19 protein-coding genes and 1 tRNA gene are annotated in these 19,375 nt (G+C 62.2%); 14 read left to right on the top strand and 6 right to left on the bottom strand.

The features are described from left to right. Positions 1 to 256 precede the first annotated feature (256 nt). Positions 257 to 333, top strand: a tRNA-His gene (locus tag ACE4RL_RS16950). 25 nt (positions 334 to 358) lie between these two features. Here the strand turns inward: ACE4RL_RS16950 and ACE4RL_RS16945 are convergent. The 3 genes from ACE4RL_RS16945 to ACE4RL_RS16935 all read right to left on the bottom strand — a co-directional run bounded on the left by ACE4RL_RS16945 (position 359) and on the right by ACE4RL_RS16935 (position 3,607). Beyond that, complete coding sequence (locus tag ACE4RL_RS16945; protein WP_375598275.1) at positions 359 to 2,329, bottom strand: pilus assembly protein TadG-related protein; 1,971 nt, start codon at positions 2,327 to 2,329, stop codon at positions 359 to 361. 61 nt (positions 2,330 to 2,390) lie between these two features. Beyond that, positions 2,391 to 3,020, bottom strand: coding sequence for a L,D-transpeptidase (locus tag ACE4RL_RS16940; RefSeq protein ID WP_375598274.1), 630 nt, complete (start codon positions 3,018 to 3,020; stop codon positions 2,391 to 2,393). Positions 3,021 to 3,163: 143 nt separating this feature from the next. Further along, positions 3,164 to 3,607: a response regulator gene (locus ACE4RL_RS16935; protein ID WP_375600306.1), complete on the bottom strand. Its 444-nt coding sequence runs from the start codon at positions 3,605 to 3,607 to the stop codon at positions 3,164 to 3,166. Positions 3,608 to 4,061: 454 nt separating this feature from the next. Between ACE4RL_RS16935 and ACE4RL_RS16930 the strand changes: the two genes are divergently transcribed. The 7 genes from ACE4RL_RS16930 (at position 4,062) to ACE4RL_RS16900 (ending at position 10,184) form a co-directional block, all read left to right on the top strand. Next, positions 4,062 to 4,328, top strand: coding sequence for a hypothetical protein (locus tag ACE4RL_RS16930; protein WP_375598273.1), 267 nt, complete (start codon positions 4,062 to 4,064; stop codon positions 4,326 to 4,328). Positions 4,329 to 4,807: 479 nt separating this feature from the next. Further along, positions 4,808 to 6,226, top strand: coding sequence for a histidine--tRNA ligase (hisS, locus tag ACE4RL_RS16925; protein ID WP_375598272.1), 1,419 nt, complete (start codon positions 4,808 to 4,810; stop codon positions 6,224 to 6,226). Beyond that, positions 6,223 to 7,287 carry an ATP phosphoribosyltransferase regulatory subunit gene (locus ACE4RL_RS16920; RefSeq protein ID WP_375598271.1) on the top strand — a complete coding sequence of 355 codons (1,065 nt, stop codon included), beginning with the start codon at positions 6,223 to 6,225 and terminating at the stop codon, positions 7,285 to 7,287. The genes hisS and ACE4RL_RS16920 overlap by 4 nt, the downstream gene beginning before the upstream one ends. After that, complete coding sequence (hisG, locus tag ACE4RL_RS16915; RefSeq protein ID WP_375598270.1) at positions 7,284 to 7,976, top strand: ATP phosphoribosyltransferase; 693 nt, start codon at positions 7,284 to 7,286, stop codon at positions 7,974 to 7,976. Before ACE4RL_RS16920 ends, hisG begins: the two co-directional genes overlap by 4 nt. Before the next feature lie 3 nt (positions 7,977 to 7,979). Beyond that, a complete protein-coding gene (locus tag ACE4RL_RS16910) occupies positions 7,980 to 8,138 on the top strand; it encodes a hypothetical protein (protein ID WP_375598269.1) in 159 nt (52 codons plus the stop codon). Between the two features lie 63 nt (positions 8,139 to 8,201). Then, entirely contained in the window at positions 8,202 to 9,422 is a 1,221-nt protein-coding gene (locus tag ACE4RL_RS16905; protein ID WP_375598268.1) for a glycosyltransferase family 2 protein, read from the top strand. Positions 9,423 to 9,434: 12 nt separating this feature from the next. Beyond that, complete coding sequence (locus ACE4RL_RS16900; RefSeq protein ID WP_375598267.1) at positions 9,435 to 10,184, top strand: TSUP family transporter; 750 nt, start codon at positions 9,435 to 9,437, stop codon at positions 10,182 to 10,184. 559 nt (positions 10,185 to 10,743) lie between these two features. Here the strand turns inward: ACE4RL_RS16900 and groL are convergent. Beyond that, on the bottom strand, positions 10,744 to 12,384 hold the full coding sequence (groL, locus tag ACE4RL_RS16895) for a chaperonin GroEL (protein ID WP_375598266.1): 1,641 nt from the start codon (positions 12,382 to 12,384) through the stop codon (positions 10,744 to 10,746). A 59-nt stretch (positions 12,385 to 12,443) separates the two neighbouring features. Next, on the bottom strand, positions 12,444 to 12,734 hold the full coding sequence (locus tag ACE4RL_RS16890; RefSeq protein WP_104891883.1) for a co-chaperone GroES: 291 nt from the start codon (positions 12,732 to 12,734) through the stop codon (positions 12,444 to 12,446). A 197-nt stretch (positions 12,735 to 12,931) separates the two neighbouring features. Between ACE4RL_RS16890 and ACE4RL_RS16885 the strand changes: the two genes are divergently transcribed. The 4 genes from ACE4RL_RS16885 to ACE4RL_RS16870 all read left to right on the top strand — a co-directional run bounded on the left by ACE4RL_RS16885 (position 12,932) and on the right by ACE4RL_RS16870 (position 15,179). Then, the gene (locus tag ACE4RL_RS16885) at positions 12,932 to 13,291 is read left to right on the top strand and encodes a DUF427 domain-containing protein (protein WP_375598265.1); all 360 of its coding nucleotides are present in this window, start codon (positions 12,932 to 12,934) and stop codon (positions 13,289 to 13,291) included. 61 nt (positions 13,292 to 13,352) lie between these two features. Next, complete coding sequence (locus ACE4RL_RS16880) at positions 13,353 to 13,544, top strand: hypothetical protein (protein WP_116589337.1); 192 nt, start codon at positions 13,353 to 13,355, stop codon at positions 13,542 to 13,544. Positions 13,545 to 13,562: 18 nt separating this feature from the next. After that, positions 13,563 to 14,531 carry a DMT family transporter gene (locus ACE4RL_RS16875; protein ID WP_375598264.1) on the top strand — a complete coding sequence of 323 codons (969 nt, stop codon included), beginning with the start codon at positions 13,563 to 13,565 and terminating at the stop codon, positions 14,529 to 14,531. A gap of 267 nt (positions 14,532 to 14,798) precedes the next feature. Then, the gene (locus ACE4RL_RS16870) at positions 14,799 to 15,179 is read left to right on the top strand and encodes a hypothetical protein (RefSeq protein ID WP_375598263.1); all 381 of its coding nucleotides are present in this window, start codon (positions 14,799 to 14,801) and stop codon (positions 15,177 to 15,179) included. Here ACE4RL_RS16870 and ACE4RL_RS16865 read toward each other — a convergent pair. Continuing rightward, positions 15,176 to 16,603 carry a sigma 54-interacting transcriptional regulator gene (locus ACE4RL_RS16865; protein ID WP_375598262.1) on the bottom strand — a complete coding sequence of 476 codons (1,428 nt, stop codon included), beginning with the start codon at positions 16,601 to 16,603 and terminating at the stop codon, positions 15,176 to 15,178. The two genes, ACE4RL_RS16870 and ACE4RL_RS16865, sit on opposite strands and share 4 nt — an antisense overlap. A gap of 121 nt (positions 16,604 to 16,724) precedes the next feature. Between ACE4RL_RS16865 and ACE4RL_RS16860 the strand changes: the two genes are divergently transcribed. Together ACE4RL_RS16860 and ACE4RL_RS16855 are read left to right on the top strand one after the other, a co-directional pair. After that, positions 16,725 to 17,945, top strand: coding sequence for an ROK family protein (locus ACE4RL_RS16860; protein ID WP_375598261.1), 1,221 nt, complete (start codon positions 16,725 to 16,727; stop codon positions 17,943 to 17,945). A 100-nt stretch (positions 17,946 to 18,045) separates the two neighbouring features. Then, a complete protein-coding gene (locus ACE4RL_RS16855; protein ID WP_375598260.1) occupies positions 18,046 to 19,311 on the top strand; it encodes an EAL domain-containing protein in 1,266 nt (421 codons plus the stop codon). Positions 19,312 to 19,375: the final 64 nt, after the last annotated feature.

Below are 19,375 nucleotides of genomic sequence, written 5' to 3'. Positions count from 1 at the left end.
TCCTTAAGTGTTCTTCAATATAGTGCGGCGGCGGGCGAATCCACCCCGACCGTGCGGCGGCCAGGTCCAATCGAGGGCAATGGTTAAGTACCCTTTCCTAACGATTGGTCACGGGCCCGGCCAAATTCGCCGTGGACAGGGGCTTTTCGGCGCTCTGTCCACAGTGCAAAATCGGTGCTTGTCATAGCGATCATCTCGACCTATGTTCCGCCCGCTTTCGGATGCCGCCCCCGGGCGGTGCTCCGTTGCGGTTCCTGCCGCCTTAGCTCAGTTGGTTAGAGCGCTAGATTGTGGATCTAGAGGTCCCCCGTTCAATCCGGGGAGGCGGTACCACCTCCCTCTTAATGCTATCCAGCCACTACCGGGCCAGACGCAGGGCCGAGAGGTCGTTGGCAATTTCCTCGAATGTCGACTTGAGCTGGCTCGGCGAAGTGGGAAATTTCGCATTCGCGGCCACGGTCGCACAATTGGTCAGCATGGCGCGCACGGTTTCCGGCGTGCTCTGCGAAACGGTGTCGGTGGCCAGGCCGATCGTGTAGATCGAGATGCCTGTGGCCTTGGCATTGGTGCAGCTGTCGAGCGTGCGCTGGTTCATTTCCGCGACCAGCGTGCTGTTGTTCACATTGTTGGGATTGCCCATGCGCGCAATGTTGCCGCCGCTGGTGGTGGTGTTCGACGAATTGCTCGAATTGTACTGGAAGCCATAGGCGGAGTGGTAGCAATTGCCGTTCAGCGAACGTTGTGTCGAGCCGCAGTGACTGGACAGATTATAGGCCGTGTTCTCGCCGTCGGTCATGATGATCATGACCTTGCTGGTCGCTTGGTCATAAGGCCCGCCTTCGGTGAAGGGCGCAGTCGGCGACAGGGCGCGGAAGCCCCAGATGGTGCCCATATGGATGTTGGTGCCACCTTCGGCCTGCATGCTGTCGATCGTGCTGATCACGGTTGCCGGATTGTCCGTCAGCGGCAAGATGGCCGTGCGCGTACAATCGGCATTGGGCCCGCGCGAAAACGAGCTGCCGCTCACCCCGGCGTAGTATTTGCACACGCGTTCCTGCAGTTCGCGATCGCTCAACCCTTCAGGAACATAGCCCCCTCCGACGCAGCTCCGGGTACGGGTCTGATCGGTGCCGCCCGACCAGTTGGACCATGAGCTCCAGCTGCGGCAACTGCAGCTGTCAGCATGCGCTCCATAAATCCCCTTGGCGAACTTCGAAGTATTCAGGAAATTGGTGGGTCCGACGGTTTGGGCCGGTTGCGTTGTTGCACCGGTACATCCCCACCGATTACAGGTTCTGGTCTGGCTTTGGCTGCAGGTTGTCGAGCCTTGGGCCGGCCGGTCACAAATGGCCGGACTGTCATTGATGTAGCTGTTGGCGCCAACGCCATCGACCATGTCGGGCGAGAACAGCGGCGCAAAAAGCGTGTTCCCCGTCGTAGGCGCGGTATCGTCGGTGTCCAGATACTCCGATGGGGTCGTACCAGTCTTGATATGCGGCCGCGCCACCACGCAGCCGCGCCAGGCCTCTCCCGTCGCTGCAAACAGTTCAAAGCTGTTGGGAAAGCTATAGCCCGGTAGGCTCAGTGCGCCGGTGCTGTCGTCATCGTCATTGTCCATATTGTCATTGCCAATGACGGAATTGCCATATCGGTCTATCCAGCTCGCAGTGGCATTGCCGGCGCCCACATTGACATACATGGTGAAGGGCACGATCCCGACCTTGACGTCCTCGACCAGCGTGGCACCGGGCGCGGCTACGCAGGTGTTTCCGCTGTCGACCGTGTCGGTGTACATCAGGATATTGGTGGCGCATTTTGCCGCCGCCACCAGATTGGTCATGCGGCTTTCCCTGGACATCGACCCGGAATTGTCGAGCACCATGATCACCTCGAGCGCCAGCTTCTTGCGGGTTGCTTCGGCAAAGAAACTGGCCCCGATCTGCTCGACGCCTACCAGTCGCACGAACATGGTGGGCATGGTGAAATTGCCCCGAAAATAGAGCGAACCTTCGACCGGGTCGGCCACCACATCGGTGATTTCGATGCTGTCCACCACCCGTGTGTCGGCCACATGCTCCTTGACCAGCGCCAACGCGGAGGCCCTCACCACGTTTTGGTCATAGCTGGGCTTGAAGATCTCCGGCTGCAGCGCCAACGCAGCTGCGTCCAGCGCCAGTTGCGCGCGTTGCCGGGTCTGCTCGAGCGACACATAGTCCACCGTCGCGCCCCCCAGCGCGATCAGCACGATGGCCATAAGGCCGAACAGCACAGCAAAAACGCCGCTTTCGTCCTTGGCGAACCGTTTCAGCAGTGGAACGAATTGAGTCATGAAATGCACCTTGTTCGCGCCTATAAAACCAGTGGCGCGGCGGCATTTTCCCGCAAACTCGTTAGGAAAGCACAACCACCTTGGTGTTCAGTTGCGCGCGGCCGTAAAGATCAATCACATCTTCATTGGTCATGCGGATACAGCCCGAGGACACGTTCTGGCCAATAGACCAGGGCTCATTGGTGCCGTGGATGCGATAGAGCGTCGAGCCGAGATAGAGCGCCCGCGCACCCAGCGGATTGTTTATGCCGCCCGGCATATGGGCGGGCAGGCCGGGCTGGCGCTTGCGCATTTCGGCCGGCGGCGTCCAGCCGGGCCATTCGGCCTTGCGGCTGACGCGATGCGTGCCGCTCCACTCGAACCCGTCCCGGGCGACCCCGATGCCATAGCGCAGTGCCCGGCCGTCCCCGAGCACGAAATAGAGGAAATGATCTCGCGTATCGACCACGATCGTGCCGCTGCGCTCACTGGTGGCATAGGGCACCACCTGCCGCAGATAGACCGGCGACACATGCACATTGGCCTGCAGGGCCAGCGCATGGCGCGGGCGCCCCTCGGTAATGGTCACGCCCGGCGGCGGTGCAAAGCGCCAGCCGGGGCGGAAGCTTTCGGCCTGGCTTGGTAGAGCGCTGCCCAACAGCGCGAAAACAACCAGCATGCTGGCCAGCGTGGGCAAGGTCGGGTTGGTCATGGCCTGCATTCCCTAAAAAATGCGTTGGGCCGTATCTTCCCTCATCAAGGGCAAAGGAGTGGTCAAGCCACGTGGTTAATTGGGCGTGGGTGAAGAGTGCTAATAAAGCGTTATAGCGCCTGCTCTTCGTCCAGGCCCAGGCGCTAGAGAAAGACAGAGCTGTCCAGCTCCTCGGCCGGTGGCAGCACGCGCCGCACCGCCATGCCCAATTGCTCGGTCGTGAACGGCTTGGCCAGCACGTCGTTGACGCCCAGCTGCCTGGCGCGGGCAATATTGTCCTGCGAAGGATAGCCGGTCATCAGGATCACGGGCGTGGCGACCGGCGCCCCGAACCGGCTGTCGCGCAACACCTGCATAACCCCGGCCCCGTTGATGTCGGGCATGTACCAATCCATCAGCACGAAGTGGAAGGGTGCGCTCATCAGCTTGAGAATGGCCTCGGCGCCGTTCTCGGCCTCTTCCACTTCATTGATGCCCAGCTTGTTCAGGCCCACCGTACAGATCGCGCGCGCATAGGTGTTGTCGTCGATCACCAGTGCCCGCAATCGTCCCGGAATGATCATGCCGCCTTGCCCCCAATGCTGCATGGACACCAGCGCCCGCTAAGGGCGCAGAAATCGATATGCCAGAATGCCGCCGTGCCGGCTGGATATCAGGACGCTGCCCGCTGTCAATCCGGTAGGCTACCAATCCCGATCCACAGGCGTGTCTTCTGCGCAACACTCGGCGATGCGTGCGACAGACTGCCACATCTGCTCTTGCGGCTCACGGTTTCGTGAGGTACCGAGGTTTCGTCTGCAAAGCCAACCGAGGGAGGCGTTTAGTGTTCAAAACTGTAACCCGCCACTCGGGGCCAAATCACCTTCATCACGGCCACGCCACCACGTGACCCACTGATGGTACCCTCGGCCGCCTCGCGGCTCGCGGACACCCCCAACTCTCCACCCTGAATCGCTGAACCGGGTCGTTCCACGCCCCGATTCCGCTGTTCTCCCGTCTTTTCACATCAGAGGCCGGCAGGGTGACCTGCCGGAACAACCAATGACTTCGAACGTGCTCAATGAGCGCAGCGTGGTGCTGCGTCTCGAATTCTCCATCGCCGATGCTGTCCAGCAGCGGGGTTTGATCCCCGTGCTGGGCGCGGCAATCCGTGCCTGGTGGGACCAATGGCCCGTGCGCTATCCTGAAGTTCCCGGCTATCTGCGCGAGGATGTTGGCCTGCCGCCCGAGGATGAATACCGCAACCTGTATTCCGTGCCTGCGCAGCTCTGGCAGTTCCGCCCGCCGGATCAGGATATCCAAAGATGAGAGAAGGACAGCCGGGGGCCGCCCCGGCTGTCCTTTCGGTTCGAACGGCCCGGCGAACTTATCCACGGTGCCGAAAACCGCATCATACTGCACCCATCACTCCTGCGCGGACGGACTGCAGCGAACTTTGCGGGGGGAACTGGTGGGGCGCTGGGTCGCTTCAGGGCCTGCCTGCTCGTTGGGCCGCCTTGCGACGAGCGATCAACAGGGGCCACACAGCAGGAGAAACCCACTTCGATCTGTCCCGACAGGGCAAATCTCCCCAGTGGAGAGATTTGAAGTGAGAAGGCCATGAGAGCTACGCTCGAATGGCGAGAGGCGGCGACGTCTCTATTCCTTAGTTTTACCGAGATGCACGTGCCTCGGAACACGTCCACTCGGCCCCACCCGACGGCTTTTGCCGCTCGGGCTATTGGCGCAACCATTGTCTCACTGGCTTTGATCGTCTAAGCAAACGACCGACTTTCCAGGGCGAAGAAATGACCGAAAAGACCAAGCTCATCACGCCCCGCCTGCCGCGCGGGTTCGAAGATCGCACGCCGGGCGAAATCGCCGCTGTCGGCGCCATGATCGACAAGATCAAAGCCGTCTACGAGCGTTATGGCTTCGACCCCGTCGAAACGCCGCTGTTTGAATATACCGAAACGCTCGGCAAGTTCCTGCCTGATACCGACCGGCCCAATGCCGGCGTCTTCTCCCTGCAGGACGACGACGAGCAGTGGATGAGCCTGCGCTATGATCTGACCGCGCCGCTCGCCCGCTTCTTCGCCGAAAATTTCGAAACCCTGCCCAAGCCCTACCGCTCCTACCGCCAGGGCTATGTGTTCCGCAACGAAAAGCCCGGCCCCGGCCGCTTCCGCCAGTTCATGCAGTTCGACGCAGACACGGTTGGCGCGCCCGGCCCGGAAGCCGACGCCGAAATGTGCATGATGATGGCGGATGTGATGGATGCGCTGGGGTTGGCGGGGAAGTACGTCGTCCGGGTGAACAACCGCAAGGTGCTCGATGGCGTTCTCGAAGCTGCTGGCGTCACCAGCGATGAGCAGAAGCTGACCGTTCTCCGCGCCGTTGACAAGCTCGACAAGTTCGGCCCCGAGGGCGTGAAGCTCTTGCTCGGCGCAGGCCGCAAGGACGAGAGCGGCGACTTCACCAAGGGCGCTGGTCTGACTGACTCGCAAGCAGCCGTGGTGCTTGACTACATCGCCGGCAAACCACCTGCCGACAATGATGGTGTCGCTGAACTTGCTGCCATGCAGGCTCTTTTCATCGCCGCCGGATACGGCCCCGACCGCATCAAGATCGACCCCTCCGTCGTCCGCGGGCTCGAATATTATACTGGCCCGGTCTTCGAGATTGAACTGACCTTCAAGGTGCAGAACGAAAAGGGCCAGGACGTGGTCTTCGGCTCGGTTGGCGGCGGTGGCCGCTATGATGGCCTGGTCTCCCGCTTCCGCCGCGAACCCGTGCCCGCCACCGGCTTTTCCATCGGCGTCTCGCGCCTCGCCAACGCCCTCAAACTCACCGGCAATCTTGGTGCCACAGAACCGGCCGGCCCGGTCGTGGTCCTCGTCATGGACAAGTCCGAAACCGCCCGCTACCAGGCCATGGTTTCCGAGCTGCGCCAGGCCGGCATCCGCGCCGAGATGTTTCTCGGCTCCACCAAGAATTTCGGCAAGCAGGTCGCATATGCCGACAAGCGCAATTCGCCTGCCGTCATCATCGAAGGCAGCCAGGAGCGCGAACAGGGCATTCTGCAGGTCAAGGATCTCATCGCTGGGAAACAGGCCGCTACAGCCATCACTGACAACGCCGAATGGAAGGCCGCCCGCCCCGGCCAGTTCGAAATCAAGCGCGAAGATCTGGTCTCCGCGGTCCAGAAACTGCTGAGCGAGCAATGACCAACGCCGCTTATCGCCGGTCCCAGCTCGAATCCCTCGTTGAAGCCCAGGGCGGTTGCCGCGCCACGCCGCCGCTTTTGCTCAGTGCCGATCCCTATTTCGATCTTGCCGGCGAGGAATTTGGCCGCCGCCTGCTGCTCACCACCGACGTCACCGGCGCCGAATACTGCCTTCGCCCCGATTTCACCCTTCCCATCGTGGCCGATTACATCGCCAATGGGGCAGGGGAGCCGGCGGCGTTTTCCTATCTCGGCCCGATCTTTCGCCAGCGCGAAACCGGCCCAGCCGAGTTCGATCAGGCCGGCATCGAGTTGTTGGCCCAGCCCGATGGCGACATAGCTCTCGACCAGGTGCTCACCTTCGCCCGCGCCGCACTTTCGCTCTATGGCATCACTCCCAATGTGCGACTGGGCGGCGTTGGCCTGTTCGAGGCCCTGCTGGCACAGGCCGACATGCCTAACGCCTGGCGCCCGCGCATCCGCCATCGCTTCGGCCATACTGAAGCCATGGACCGCTTGCTGTCCCGGCTCGAACAGGCGCCAGATCTGCCCCGCACCGAACAGCCCAGCCGCGATGATCTGATCGAAGATGTCACCGCCCGCATGGTCTCGGCTGGCCTCAGCCTTTCCGATGGCCGCTCGCCCGGGGAGATCGCTGACCGCTATCTCGAGCAGCAGGCGCTCGACGCCGCCCATGTTCCGGCCGCCACGCTCAAATTGCTGCGCGACTTCCTTGCCATCGAAGGCGATGCCCTTTCTGCTCTGCGCCAGGTCGAGGCGCTGGCCGAGCACCATCGCCTGTTTCTTGGGCCGCCCTTGAAAGCAATTCGGCGCCATCTCGATAGCCTGGGCGAAGCGCGCGTCACCTTTGATGCCAGCTTCTCGCCGCGTCTCGATTATTACACCGGCATCGTCTTTGAAATGCGCGGGCAGGGGGGCACCGTTCTCGTCTCCGGCGGTCAGTATGATCGTCTTCTCGAACGCCTCGGCGCCACCGCCCCCATCGCTGCCTCTGGCTGCGCCCTTTGGGTCGATCGCATGGAAGCGGAGTGGCCCAAATGACCATCACCCTCGCCGTTCCCTCCAAGGGCCGCCTTGAAGAACTGACCCGCGACTGGTTTGCCCGGCGTGGCCTCACCATCACCCGCCCCGGCGGCGCCCGCTCTTATCTTGGCGCCATTGAAGGCCTGCCCGATGTGACGGTCCGTTTCTTCCCGGCCTCCGAAATTGCTCGCGAACTCATCCGCGGCAATATCGATCTCGGTGTCACCGGGCGTGACCTGATCCACGAGACCAGCGAGGCCGGCCCTGCCGCTGTGGACTTTGCTCGCGATCTCGAATTCGGCCAGGCCGATGTGGTCATTGCCGTGCCGGAATCCTGGATCGACGTGACCCATATGCACGACTTGGCCGATGTCGCCTCCGACTTTCGCTCGCGTCATGGCCGCTGGCTACGTATTGCCACCAAATACATCACCATCACCCGGCAGCATTTTGCCCGCGCTGGCATTGCCGAATACCGTATCGTTGAAAGCCTGGGCGCGACCGAAGCGGCGCCGGCCTCCGGCGTGGCCGATATCGTGGTCGACATCACCTCGACGGGCTCGACCCTGGCGGCCAACGGCCTCCGGGTCCTTGAGGATGGCGTGATGCTCAAGAGCGAGGCCAATCTCATCGTGTCGCGCACTGCGGATTGGACCGATGCGCGCCGCTCCACCTTGAACGACCTCCTGGGCCGATTGGGGAGCTAGCCAATGGACCTCGCCATTGTCATGCTGCTGGTGGTCTGCGCAGTGGGTCTCATCCTCTATGCCGGTTTGGCACGGCGCGACAGTCCCTCCGCGCCCCCGGCCGCGGACCGCTTTGAAAGCAATGATGGGGACGATGGCGGCGGCGACGGCGGCGGGGACTGACGCGCCGTTGCATTTCTGGCCCAAATCACGGCACAAGGTGGTCACCGACAGGCGGGGGGCGCCGTGGCCGACGAACTTGAACTGACTATCCTCATGCCCTGCCTCAACGAGGCAGAAACTCTGGCCGTTTGCATCGGCAAGGCGCGGGACTATCTGGCCCGGTCTGGTGTCGCCGGAGAAGTCGTGATTGCCGATAACGGCTCCACCGATGGGTCCCAGGCTATTGCCGAGGCCAATGGCGCCCGCGTCGTCAATGTCGAGCAGCGCGGTTATGGCGCGGCCCTCGCCGGCGGTGTCGCAGCCGCCCGCGGCCGCTTCGTCATCATGGGCGATGCGGACGACAGCTACGATTTCGCCAGTCTCGACAATTTTGTGAACGAGTTGCGCGACGGCGCCGACCTGGTCATGGGCAACCGCTTTGCCGGCGGCATCGCGCCCGGCGCCATGCCCTGGCATCATCGCTATATCGGCAACCCGGTGCTGAGCTTTCTGGGTCGGCTGTTCTTCAAGACTCCCATCCGTGATTTTCACTGTGGTTTGCGCGGTTTCCGCCGGGACGCCATAGCTGCGCTCAATCTGCGGACCACGGGCATGGAGTTTGCCTCCGAAATGGTGGTCAAGGCGACGCTGGCCGGTCGCGATATTCGCGAAGTACCCACCACGCTCAAGCCCGATGGCCGTTCGCGCCCGCCGCATCTGCGCTCCTTTCGCGATGGCTGGCGGCATCTGCGCTTTCTGCTGCTGTTTTCGCCGCGCTGGCTCTTTCTCTATCCAGGCCTGGCCCTGCTGATCACCGGGCTGATCGTCGGGGCGGTCCTGCTGCGCGGGCCGGTGCAAATCGGCGGGCTGTCCTTTAACGTGCATACCCTGCTGGTTGCATCGCTCTGCGTCATCATGGGGACCCAATCGATCGCCTTTGCCATCATCGGCCGGCGCTTTGCGTCGCGCTATGGCTTCATTCCGCGCTCGGGTGCCTATGACACTTTCCTCGAAAGTCTGAGCCTCGAGCGTCTGCTGCTCTTCGCCATGCTTCTGCTCCTTGGTGGCATGGGCGCCATGGGCTGGGGTTTTTGGGAATGGGCCAAGCGTGATTTTGGCCCTCTGACGTCCTCGGCCACGTTGCGGGCCGTCATATTGGCAATGACGGCACTGGTCACGGGCTTCCAGCTCATGATGAGCGCCTTCATGTCTTCCATGATCAACATTCCCATCTACGAGCGGCGCCTGGCCGACCAGATCGTGCCCGATGATCATTTCCGCCGCCGCGCGGACCGGGGCAAATAGAAACCATCCAACATGCTCGACCCTCTCATTCTCCTGGCCCTGATGGGTGTCGGCATGCTGGCCGGTTTCGTCGACGCCATAGCCGGTGGCGGCGGTATGCTGACAGTACCAGCCCTGCTTTCGGCCGGCCTGCCGCCCGTGGCAGCGCTGGCGACCAACAAGATGCAGTCCGTCGTAGGCACCAGCATGGCTGTGCTGACCTATTGGCGGCGCGGCTATGTTGCGCTGTCCAGTCTGGTGCCCGCCATCGCGCTGACCTTTGCCGGCAGTTTCCTCGGCGCCCTCACCGTCAGCCAGCTCGATACTGGCCTGCTCGATGTTGCGGTGCCCGTCGCGCTCATCGCCATCGCCTTCTATTTCCTTTTTGCTCCAAAGCTTTCCGACGCAGACAAGGCGGCCCGCCTGCCTTTCGGCCCCTTCGTGCCCGTCCTCGGCTTTGCAATAGGCTTTTACGACGGGGTGTTCGGGCCGGGCACAGGGTCCTTCTTCACGATCGGTTTTGTGCTCCTGTTCGGGCTGGGGCTGATCCGGGCCACCGGCAATACCAAGGTGCTCAACCTCATCTCCAATCTGGCAGCGCTTGTGCTCTTCATCCCCCAGGGTTACGTCGTCTGGCCCGTCGCCATTGTGATGGCGCTCGGCCAAATTATCGGCGGCTATGTCGGTGCCCGCACCGGCATCCGCTATGGCGCCAAGGTCATCCGGCCGCTGGTCGTGGTGGTGTCCATCGTCATGGCCATCAAGCTGCTGTTCTTTCCGTAAGACGGCGACTGCAAGATCGCGGGGGTGTGGGAAGTCATAGTGCAAGACAAGACCCCGATCGACCCGCAGGCCATCGGCTTCGCTTGGAGTGGACGTGTCCCGAGGCGCGTGCGTCTCAGTAAAACTAAGTAATAGAGACGTCGCCGCCTCTCGCCATTCGAGCGTAGCTCTCATGGCCTTCTCACTTCAAATCTCTCCACTGGAGAAATTTGCCCTGTCGGGACAGATCGAAGTGGGTTTCTCCTGCTGTCGCGGCCCCTATTGATCGCTCGTCGCAAGGTGGCCCGATCAGCAGGCAGGTCCTGGAGCGACCCAGCACCCAACCGGCTCCTCCCGCAAAAGTTCGCTGCAGTCCGTCCGCGCGGGAGTGATGCGAGCATTATGCATCGGCGCCAGACCGCGGGGATAAGTGGTCTTGAGCCGTGTGCCAGGCCTTCGAAGCGTTGGCCGGCGCGCCAGTATCCGGACAACGAAAAAGCCCCGGTGTTTCCACCGGGGCTTTCCACGAAGTTTGTGACTGGGAAGAGACGAACCTCGAAGCTTGTCGGAGTCGGCTGGATTAGAAATCCATGCCGCCCATGCCGCCCATGCCGCCGCCGCCCGGCATTGCCGGAGCGTCAGGCTTGGGGGCCTCAACGATGATGGCCTCGGTGGTGATCAGCAGCGAGGCTACCGAAGCGGCGTCTTCAAGAGCGGTGCGAACCACCTTGACCGGATCGATAACACCCAGAGCAACCAGATCACCATACTCACCGGTCGCGGCGTTGTAGCCGAACGAGATTTCCGAGTTCTCCAGGATCTTGTCCACAACGACCGAGCCTTCGGCACCGGCATTGTTGGCAATGGTGCGAACCGGAGCCTGCAGGGCACGGCGCACGATTGCGATACCGGCTTCCTGATCGGCATTGGCGCCCTTGGACTTGATGTTGGCCGATGCGCGCAGCAGGGCCACGCCACCACCCGGCACGATGCCTTCTTCAACGGCGGCGCGGGTCGCGTTGAGCGCGTCATCGACGCGGTCCTTGCGTTCCTTGACTTCCACTTCGGTCGAGCCACCAACGCGGATCACGGCAACGCCACCAGCGAGCTTGGCCAGGCGTTCCTGCAGCTTCTCACGGTCGTAGTCCGAGGTGGTTTCCTCGATCTGTGCCTTGATCTGGCCAACGCGGGCCTGAATGTCGTCGGCCGTGCCGGCGCCATCGACGATGGTGGTGTTTTCCTTGGTGATCTCGACGCGCTTGGCAGTGCCGAGCATGTCCAGGGTCACGTTCTCGAGCTTGATGCCCAGGTCTTCGGAGATCACCTGGCCACCGGTCAGCACGGCGATATCTTCCAGCATGGCCTTGCGGCGGTCACCAAAGCCAGGGGCCTTGACGGCAGCAACCTTGAGGCCGGCGCGCAGACGGTTGACGACCAGGGTCGGCAAGGCCTCGCCATCGACATCTTCTGCGATGATCAGCAGCGGGCGCTGCGACTGAACGACAGCTTCCAGAATCGGCAGGATGGCCTGCAGGTTGGAGAGCTTCTTTTCGTGCAGCAGGATGTACGGGTCTTCCAGGGTTGCCGTCATCTTTTCCGTGTTGGTCACGAAATAGGGCGACAGGTAACCACGGTCGAACTGCATGCCTTCAACGACATCGAGTTCGGTCTCAGCGGTCTTGGCTTCCTCGACGGTGATCACACCCTCGTTGCCGACCTTCTGCATGGCTTCGGCGATCATGTCACCGATGGAGGTCTCGCCATTGGCGGAAATGGTGCCGACCTGCGCCACTTCGGAGGACGAGGTGATGCCCTTGGCCGAGCCCTTGAGGCTTTCGATTACATCGGAGACGGCCAGATCAATACCGCGCTTGAGGTCCATCGGGTTGAAGCCGGCGGCGACGGCCTTGACGCCTTCGACGACGATGGCCTGACCCAGGACGGTCGCGGTGGTGGTGCCGTCACCGGCAACATCGTTGGTCTTGGACGCGACCGAACGCAGCAGCTGCGCGCCCAGGTTTTCGAACTTGTCTTCCAGCTCGATTTCCTTGGCGACGGTTACGCCGTCCTTGGTGATGCGCGGAGCGCCGAACGACTTTTCGATAACGACGTTACGACCCTTGGGGCCGAGCGTGACCTTCACCGCATTGGCGAGGACGTTGACGCCGCGCAGCATCTTTTCGCGGGCGTCGGTCGAGAATTTGACTTCCTTGGCGGCCATTTATGGCTCCTTGAGAATATCTGTTGAGTGGGAACGACAAAAAGACGTGAGAAGCCGGATCAGGCTTCGATCACGCCCATGATGTCGCTTTCCTTCATGATGATCAGGTCTTCGCCGTTGAGCTTGACCTCGGTACCGCTCCACTTGCCGAACAGCACACGATCACCGGCCTTGACGTCGAGGGCGACAACCTTGCCGCTCTCGTCGCGGGCGCCGGGGCCCACGGATACGATCACGCCCTCAGAGGGCTTTTCCTTGGCGGTGTCGGGGATGATGATCCCGCCTTTGGTCTTTTCTTCACTGTCGACGCGACGGACGACCACGCGGTCATGCAGGGGACGGAAGCCCATGTTTTGTTCCTCTTGGCATCATTTCTGAATGCAATTTCGGACCTGTTAGCACTCGCATTGAGTGAGTGCTAACAGGCTGACGGGGATATAGGGATCGAGCCGGTCCAGAGTCAAGGCGCGTGAACCGAAGTTTTCACTCATGCGTTAGCAAGCCAGCACGACAAGTCCGAGACATCGTCCAGCACAAGGTGATTCACATGGACCAGACGACCCAATCGACGCCCAAAATTGTCCCGGTGGCGGGGCGAGTGCACATCTCTTTCGACGATGCCGAGATCGTCAGCTCAACCAAGGCCATGCGGCTTGAGCGCGAGGGCATGGATTCGCAGATTTTCGTGCCGCTCGATGACGTTCATCCCGGCATTCTGGAGGCGTCCGATACCAAGCGCACGGATGCTGGCCCAGGGGAGGCACATTTCTATACGATCAAAACGCTGACCGCCAACGGCGCCGATGAGGCCTGGTACTATCCCTATGCCGAGGGCGACTACGCGCCGATCCGGGACATGCTCACTTTCGGCGGGAAACGCATATCGGTCCGCGTGACCCAGGTCTGACCCGCGCAAAGCTGCATATTCCCCCTTCCCCCCGTTACAAGTCTGGGCCATAAGCACAGCCATGAGCGAACAATCCTCTTTGCAGATCAAGCTGCGCCGCACCGGCGGCGTTGGGGCCAACACCAATTGGCATTGGGAGGTCCAGGACGCCTCTGGCGCGGTCCTCAAGACCGGCAGCGCCGTCGGCCCTGAGCACAAGGCCTTTGCCACCGCCCGCATCGCCAAGGAAAAGCTGGAAGCTGCGGGCAAGTAGGCCCCGGACAGGACTGAGTTGACCGCGCCATCTGCCGAGCCTGCCGCCGCGACCGCTAAACGCGATTTGGGCGGCCCGTTGCGCGGCATTGCGCTCAAGATCGCCTCGGTCTGCTGCTTCGTGGTTATGGCCACCATGCTCAAGGCCACGCTCACCATTCCTTCGGGACAGATGGTGTTCTTCCGCTCCTTCTTCGCACTCCTGCCTGTCTTGGGTTATCTGGCCTGGAAGGGCAATCTGACGCGCGCCTTTCAAACTAAAAGGCCGTTGGGACACATCTTGCGCGGTCTGATCGGCGTGTCGTCCATGAGCCTGGGCTTTTTTGCGCTTACCCGCCTGCCGTTGCCCGAAGCAACGGCTATCGGCTACGCAGCCCCACTGATCATCGTCATTCTATCGGCAGTTCTGCTACGCGAAAGCGTGCATGTCTTCCGCTGGACCACCGTCCTTGTAGGGCTGGTAGGCGTATTGGTCATTCTCTGGCCGCGCTTGACGGTATTCTCCGGCGAAACGCCGATGGGCGATGCTCAATCCATCGGCGCGATTGCCGCGCTCTTTGCCGCTGTCCTGTCTGCTTTCGCCATGCTGCAGGTGCGCACCCTGGTCCAGACCGAGCGCACCGAGGCAATCGTCACCTATTTCTTCATCAGCGCCAGCGTCATCAGCCTGTTCACCATCCCCTTCGGCTGGGTCTGGCCCACGCCCGAACAGGCCGCGTTTCTGGTCGGGGCAGGATTCTTTGGCGGCATTGGCCAGCTCCTGCTGACGTCATGCTACCGCTATGCCGACATGTCCGTAATTGCGCCGTTTGAGTACGTCTCGCTGCTGCTGACCATCATCATCGGCTTCGTCATCTTCGCCGATGTGCCGACAGCAGCCATGCTGATCGGGGCCCTGATCATTGTCGCCTCGGGCATTGCCGTCATCCTGCGAGAGCGCTATCTGGGCCTGGATCGTGCCAAATCGCGCCAGGCCAATACGCCCTAAAGCGCCATGATATCGTCGCGCTAGTTAGATGGTGCGGCTACCGCCGTCGCAACCAATGGGAAACCGATTTCGGGCCATTGGACGTTGTCCAGCTTTGGTGTGAGCACGGCGATTGCGAGAACTGCCGCTACGCCTGTCTTGAACCTCTTGGCTCTTCTGCGTTTTTGGGCGATGGTAAGCACTTGAATTCACCTTTGTTTTCAGGTGAATAATGCTCCTGTGCTGCGGCGGGTTGCATTGAACTTGTTCACGTTACACTGGGGCAGCATGGCACAAGCGGCGGCAATCATCTTTACGGTCCTGATGGGTGCTCTGGCCATCTTTCAGGCTGCGCTCATAGCAGGCGCACCCCTGGGACATTTTGCCTGGGGCGGGCAGCATCGCGTCCTGCCACGTCGCTTGCGCATCGGCAGTGCGGTGGCCATCGCGCTCTACGGGCTGTTTGCGCTTATCCTGATGATGCGAGCCGGCTTGCTGGCACCGTGGCCGGATACGAGCTGGATCACGTTCGCCAGCTGGGTCATCCTTGCCTACTTGGCACTGGGCGTGGTGATGAACGCAATTTCACGCAGCCTGCCCGAACGCCTCACCATGACACCCCTTGTTGTTGCGCTGCTGGTCTTGGCTCTGGTCGTTGCGACGGCCTAGCCGGCAGCGGCCATGTCAGCCCAGCTCTGGCGCTTGCGGTAGATGGTCGACGGACTGATTTCCAAAGCCGCCGCGGCCATGGAGACATTGCCACCGAAGGCAGTAATCGCCTCCTCGATGATGCGCTGCTCTTGTTGCCACATGGGCAGAACCGCGCGTCGCTCCACACGTGGCGCCTCCACAGGAGCGGGCGTGGCAACCCGCGATTCGATGTCGGCGGCCTCGATCATGTCGGTGGTGATTTCGCCGCCATCGAACATCACGACCAGCCGGCGCACCAGATTCTGCAATTGGCGCACATTGCCCGGCCAGTCCGCCGCTGTCAGCCGCTGTGCCGCCTCGGGCGAAATGCCGGCGAAGCTCTTGCGCTCCTCATGGGCGTAGCGGCTGAGAAAGTGCCGCGTGAGCAACATGATATCGCTCGGGCGCTGCCGGAGCGGGGGCAGATGAATGGGCAGGACATGCAGGCGATAGAACAGATCCTCGCGGAACTGCCTGTCGGCAATCATCTGCATCGGGTTGCGATTGGTTGCGCAGATCACCCGCACATCGACCTTCCGGGTCGCCGTCTCGCCCACGCGCGAGAGGCATCCGGTTTGCAGAAAGCGCAATAGCTTGGACTGCAGCGACAGGTCGAGTTCGCCCACCTCGTCCAGAAACAGCGTCCCGCCATCGGCGAGTTCAGCGGCGCCGCGCCGGTCTTCATGCGCCCCGGTAAAGGCGCCGCGCATCACCCCGAACAACTCGCTTTCCATCAGGTCGCGCGGAATGGCCGCGCAATTGATCGCCACGAACCGGCTACCGGCACGGGGCCCCCGGCTATGGAGGGCTTCGGCGCAGACATCTTTTCCGGTGCCGCTTTCGCCGGTGATGAACACCGGGGCGGCGGACGCCGCAACGCGGCCGATCTGCTCATAGAGAAACTGCATGGCGCTCGAAGCGCCGACAAATCCGGCAAAGTCTGAAATTTCGGGTTCCGGCGTGGCTTCGACGCCCAGCGATCGCGGGCGGCCATGGCGCTGCGCCAATTCGGCCAGCCGGCCGGCCAGCGCGCTGCCATTGGTGGGCTTGGCGACGTAGTCATGCGCGCCGGCCCGCATGGCCCCCAGCGCGGCGCTCACCGAACCACTGTCCGCCACGGCCAGGACCAGGGCGCCATCGGCGAGGCGGACCAGCCGGCTCATGGCGTCTTCCACCCTCGATGCCAGGTCAGACAGGCTATCGAGATCGCAGATGATGACGTCAAAACGCAGCTTGCGCAGGTAATCAGCCGCCTCCCGGCCGGCGGCGGCATGGGTGATCTGCGGCGCAACCAGCAGCGAATCGAGCAGTTCGGCGCTGGTCTGGCGGGCGCAGGCGGAATCGCTGTCGATCAGCAGAAGCCGGCCGCACAGCGTTTTGTCGCTTCCGCTGGTCTTGATCATGCGGCTATATACCTTGCTCCGTCCGCAACCGGACCGTTCTTGTCGTTCTCCCAAGTGTTGCGGATTAGGGTAAATATTCCGTTCTTGATCCCAACTGCCAAACAGCGTTTATCTCAGCGCCATGCGTGACTTGCCTGAACAGGATGTCTTTGAACCAATTGTGCGCGGCATCACCCAGTCCGGGGTGCGCCTGGCCAATGAACGCGCTGTTTTGAGCCTGATCGCCGGCATTCCTGGCGTTTCGAACGCCGATATTGCCCGCCGTTCGGGGCTGGGGCCGCAGACGACTGCCCGCATACTGGCCGAGCTTGAGGCTCGCGATCTTATCATCCGAGGCGAGGTTTTGCGTGGCCGCCGCGGCCAACCGGCCACCCCTTACCACCTCAACCCCCAGGGCGGGTTTTCGCTTGGCGTGGAAATCGGGTGGCGGCACGTCGAGGTTCTGCTTCAGAACATTGCCGGCCAGCCCGTCGGTGTTACCCGACGGTGTCATCAATATCCAAATCCCGATACCGTTTTTGCCGAGGTGGCGGCCGACATTGAGACATTGCTGTCAGGCCTGCCCAACGAACATCGTGCGCGTCTCGCCGGCATAGGACTGTCGACGCCGGGCAATTTCGGCCCATTGCTGGCTCATCTGGGCGCGCCCGAATGTGTCATCGATGACTGGGCGTCACTCAAGATCGGGCCGCGCCTGGCAGCTGAGACCGACCTGCCGGTGCTCTGGGTCAATGACGGCAGCGCAGCGGCCTGGCGGGAAATCACCGTTTTGCCCCCGCCGCGGCCCAAGGGTATCGCCAGCTTCTTTGTCGGGACTTTTGTCGGTGGGGGTGTCGTGTCGGAAGGCAGCCTGGTCGAGGGCCCCTATGGCAATGCTGGCGATCTCGGCGCCATCGTGGTCCATGACCGGACCGGCAAACCGGCTTATCTGCATCTGACCGCTTCCCTGCACGCCCTCAATCTCAAGGCTATCGATGCCGGTTATGCCGCGCCCGCAGGGTCTCCGCGCAAATGGGATTGGGACGGCATGGCGCCAGTGGTCTCGGAATGGCTGGACGATGCGGGGCACGCACTGGCCCAGGCCGTACTGACCACTACGGCCATGACGGAGGTGGACGTCGTTACGATCAACGGCGACCTGCCCGAATCTATCCTTTCGCGCCTTGTTGAAACAACCACCGGTCACCTTGAACAGTTTCCGGTGCTGCTGCCCCATAGGCCGAGGCTGACCACCGGTCTTGGGGGACCGTCATCCACATCCTTTGGCGCCGCCCAATTGCTGCTGTTCCGGCGGCATTTTTCGCGGGCCTGGGATCTGTTTGACCCCGAACAGGACAAATAGGCCGGGGAGAGCGCCTATGCGGCGCTTTTTCCCCATTGCCGGGGGTGCTAAGTAAATCAGGCCGAATCCCGGCGAATGACAAGGGGTTTCAGGGCTGCCCGTGCAGGCACTTGTATATTCGTTCATCGCGCTTTCCGCAGCCGGATTGGGGGCACTGGCCTATTTTGGCCTGACCTTCACCCCGGCCAATGCGATTCTGCTCGCGGTGGTCTTCGGTTGTGTCTGTGTCGTCCTGATGGAACGGGTGCTGCGCCAGCGCGCCGAAAACCGGCTTGAGCGGGCAATAGAGGACTTGTCCCGGCTGCTCTCGACCGATGCCCAGGCCGGCGCTGTCCTGGGGCAGAGGATCAACGCCATTGCGGACCTCAATCCTGGCCAGCGCCTTGAAACCGTAGAGGCCGATATCTCCGTGCTCGGCACGGTTATCCGGCAGGTCGCGGAGGCCGTGGCGGAGGTCGAAGATAAGGTTGCCAAGGCCAATGCGGCGCGACCATCCGGCACGCATTCGCCCGATGCGCGCATGATTGCCGCGCCGCCACCGCCGCCTGCCACGCCGGTCTCTGCGCCCGACCCCGAGCCGGTGATCCCCCTCGAGGTGCTGCGCCAGGCGCTCGACGAAAACCGTCTTGTCCATCACATCCGGCCGGTCGTCCGCCTGCCTCAGCGCCGGGCCGTCGGCTATGACCTGGTGCCTCGGCTGATGCTGGAAGATGGCGAACTGGCCGAATCCTCTGATTTCATGCCACGGCGCGGCGGGAAGGACCTTGTCCGCCTGATAGAGGCCACCGGGCTGGCCGAAGCCGTTGCGATCGCCCGCCGCTCGCGCACGGGCGGTCAGCCGGCCATGCTGCACATCCCGCTCTCGCGCGCCAGCCTTGGGGATGCGGAAGCGACCGAGCAGTTGTTGGCGACGCTTGATGCCAATCGGGCCATCGCTTCAGCGCTGACCTTCCTCATCAGTGAATCGAACTGGCTCGAACTGACCACGCGTGAGCGCGCCGTGGTCGAACAGATAGCCCGCAAGGGCGCCGGTTTCTCGATAGCCAATATGCGTTCTCTGCGCATCGACATTGCCGATGCCGCCGCGCTGGGTGTGCGCTCACTGCGTGTCGACGCCACCCGCTTCATAGCCAGCCCGGAAAAATTCACCGATTTCCATATTTCGGATATCGCCAACTACATGGCGCGTTTCGAGGTTTCCCTGATGGCCACCGGTATCGGAAATGAACGGCAGATCGTCGAACTGCTGGACAACGACATCATCCTCGTACAGGGCGACTATATCGCCGCCCCCGGCCCGGTTCGCGCTGACCTGGTTCTGGAATCGGCCCGTCCTGCCCAGCAACTGCGCCGGGCAGAACTCTAGAGCGCTTCATCGTTTCGTCCAAACGGTGAAACCGCTCCAAGTCCCTGTCTTGTCGTTTCCGAAC

The organism is Devosia polycyclovorans (assembly GCF_042181575.1).
GTDB classification, from domain to species: Bacteria; Pseudomonadota; Alphaproteobacteria; order Rhizobiales; family Devosiaceae; genus Devosia; species Devosia polycyclovorans.
Note: the sequence above shows the minus strand (reverse complement) of the source record. Positions and strands in the feature narration are given on the sequence as shown.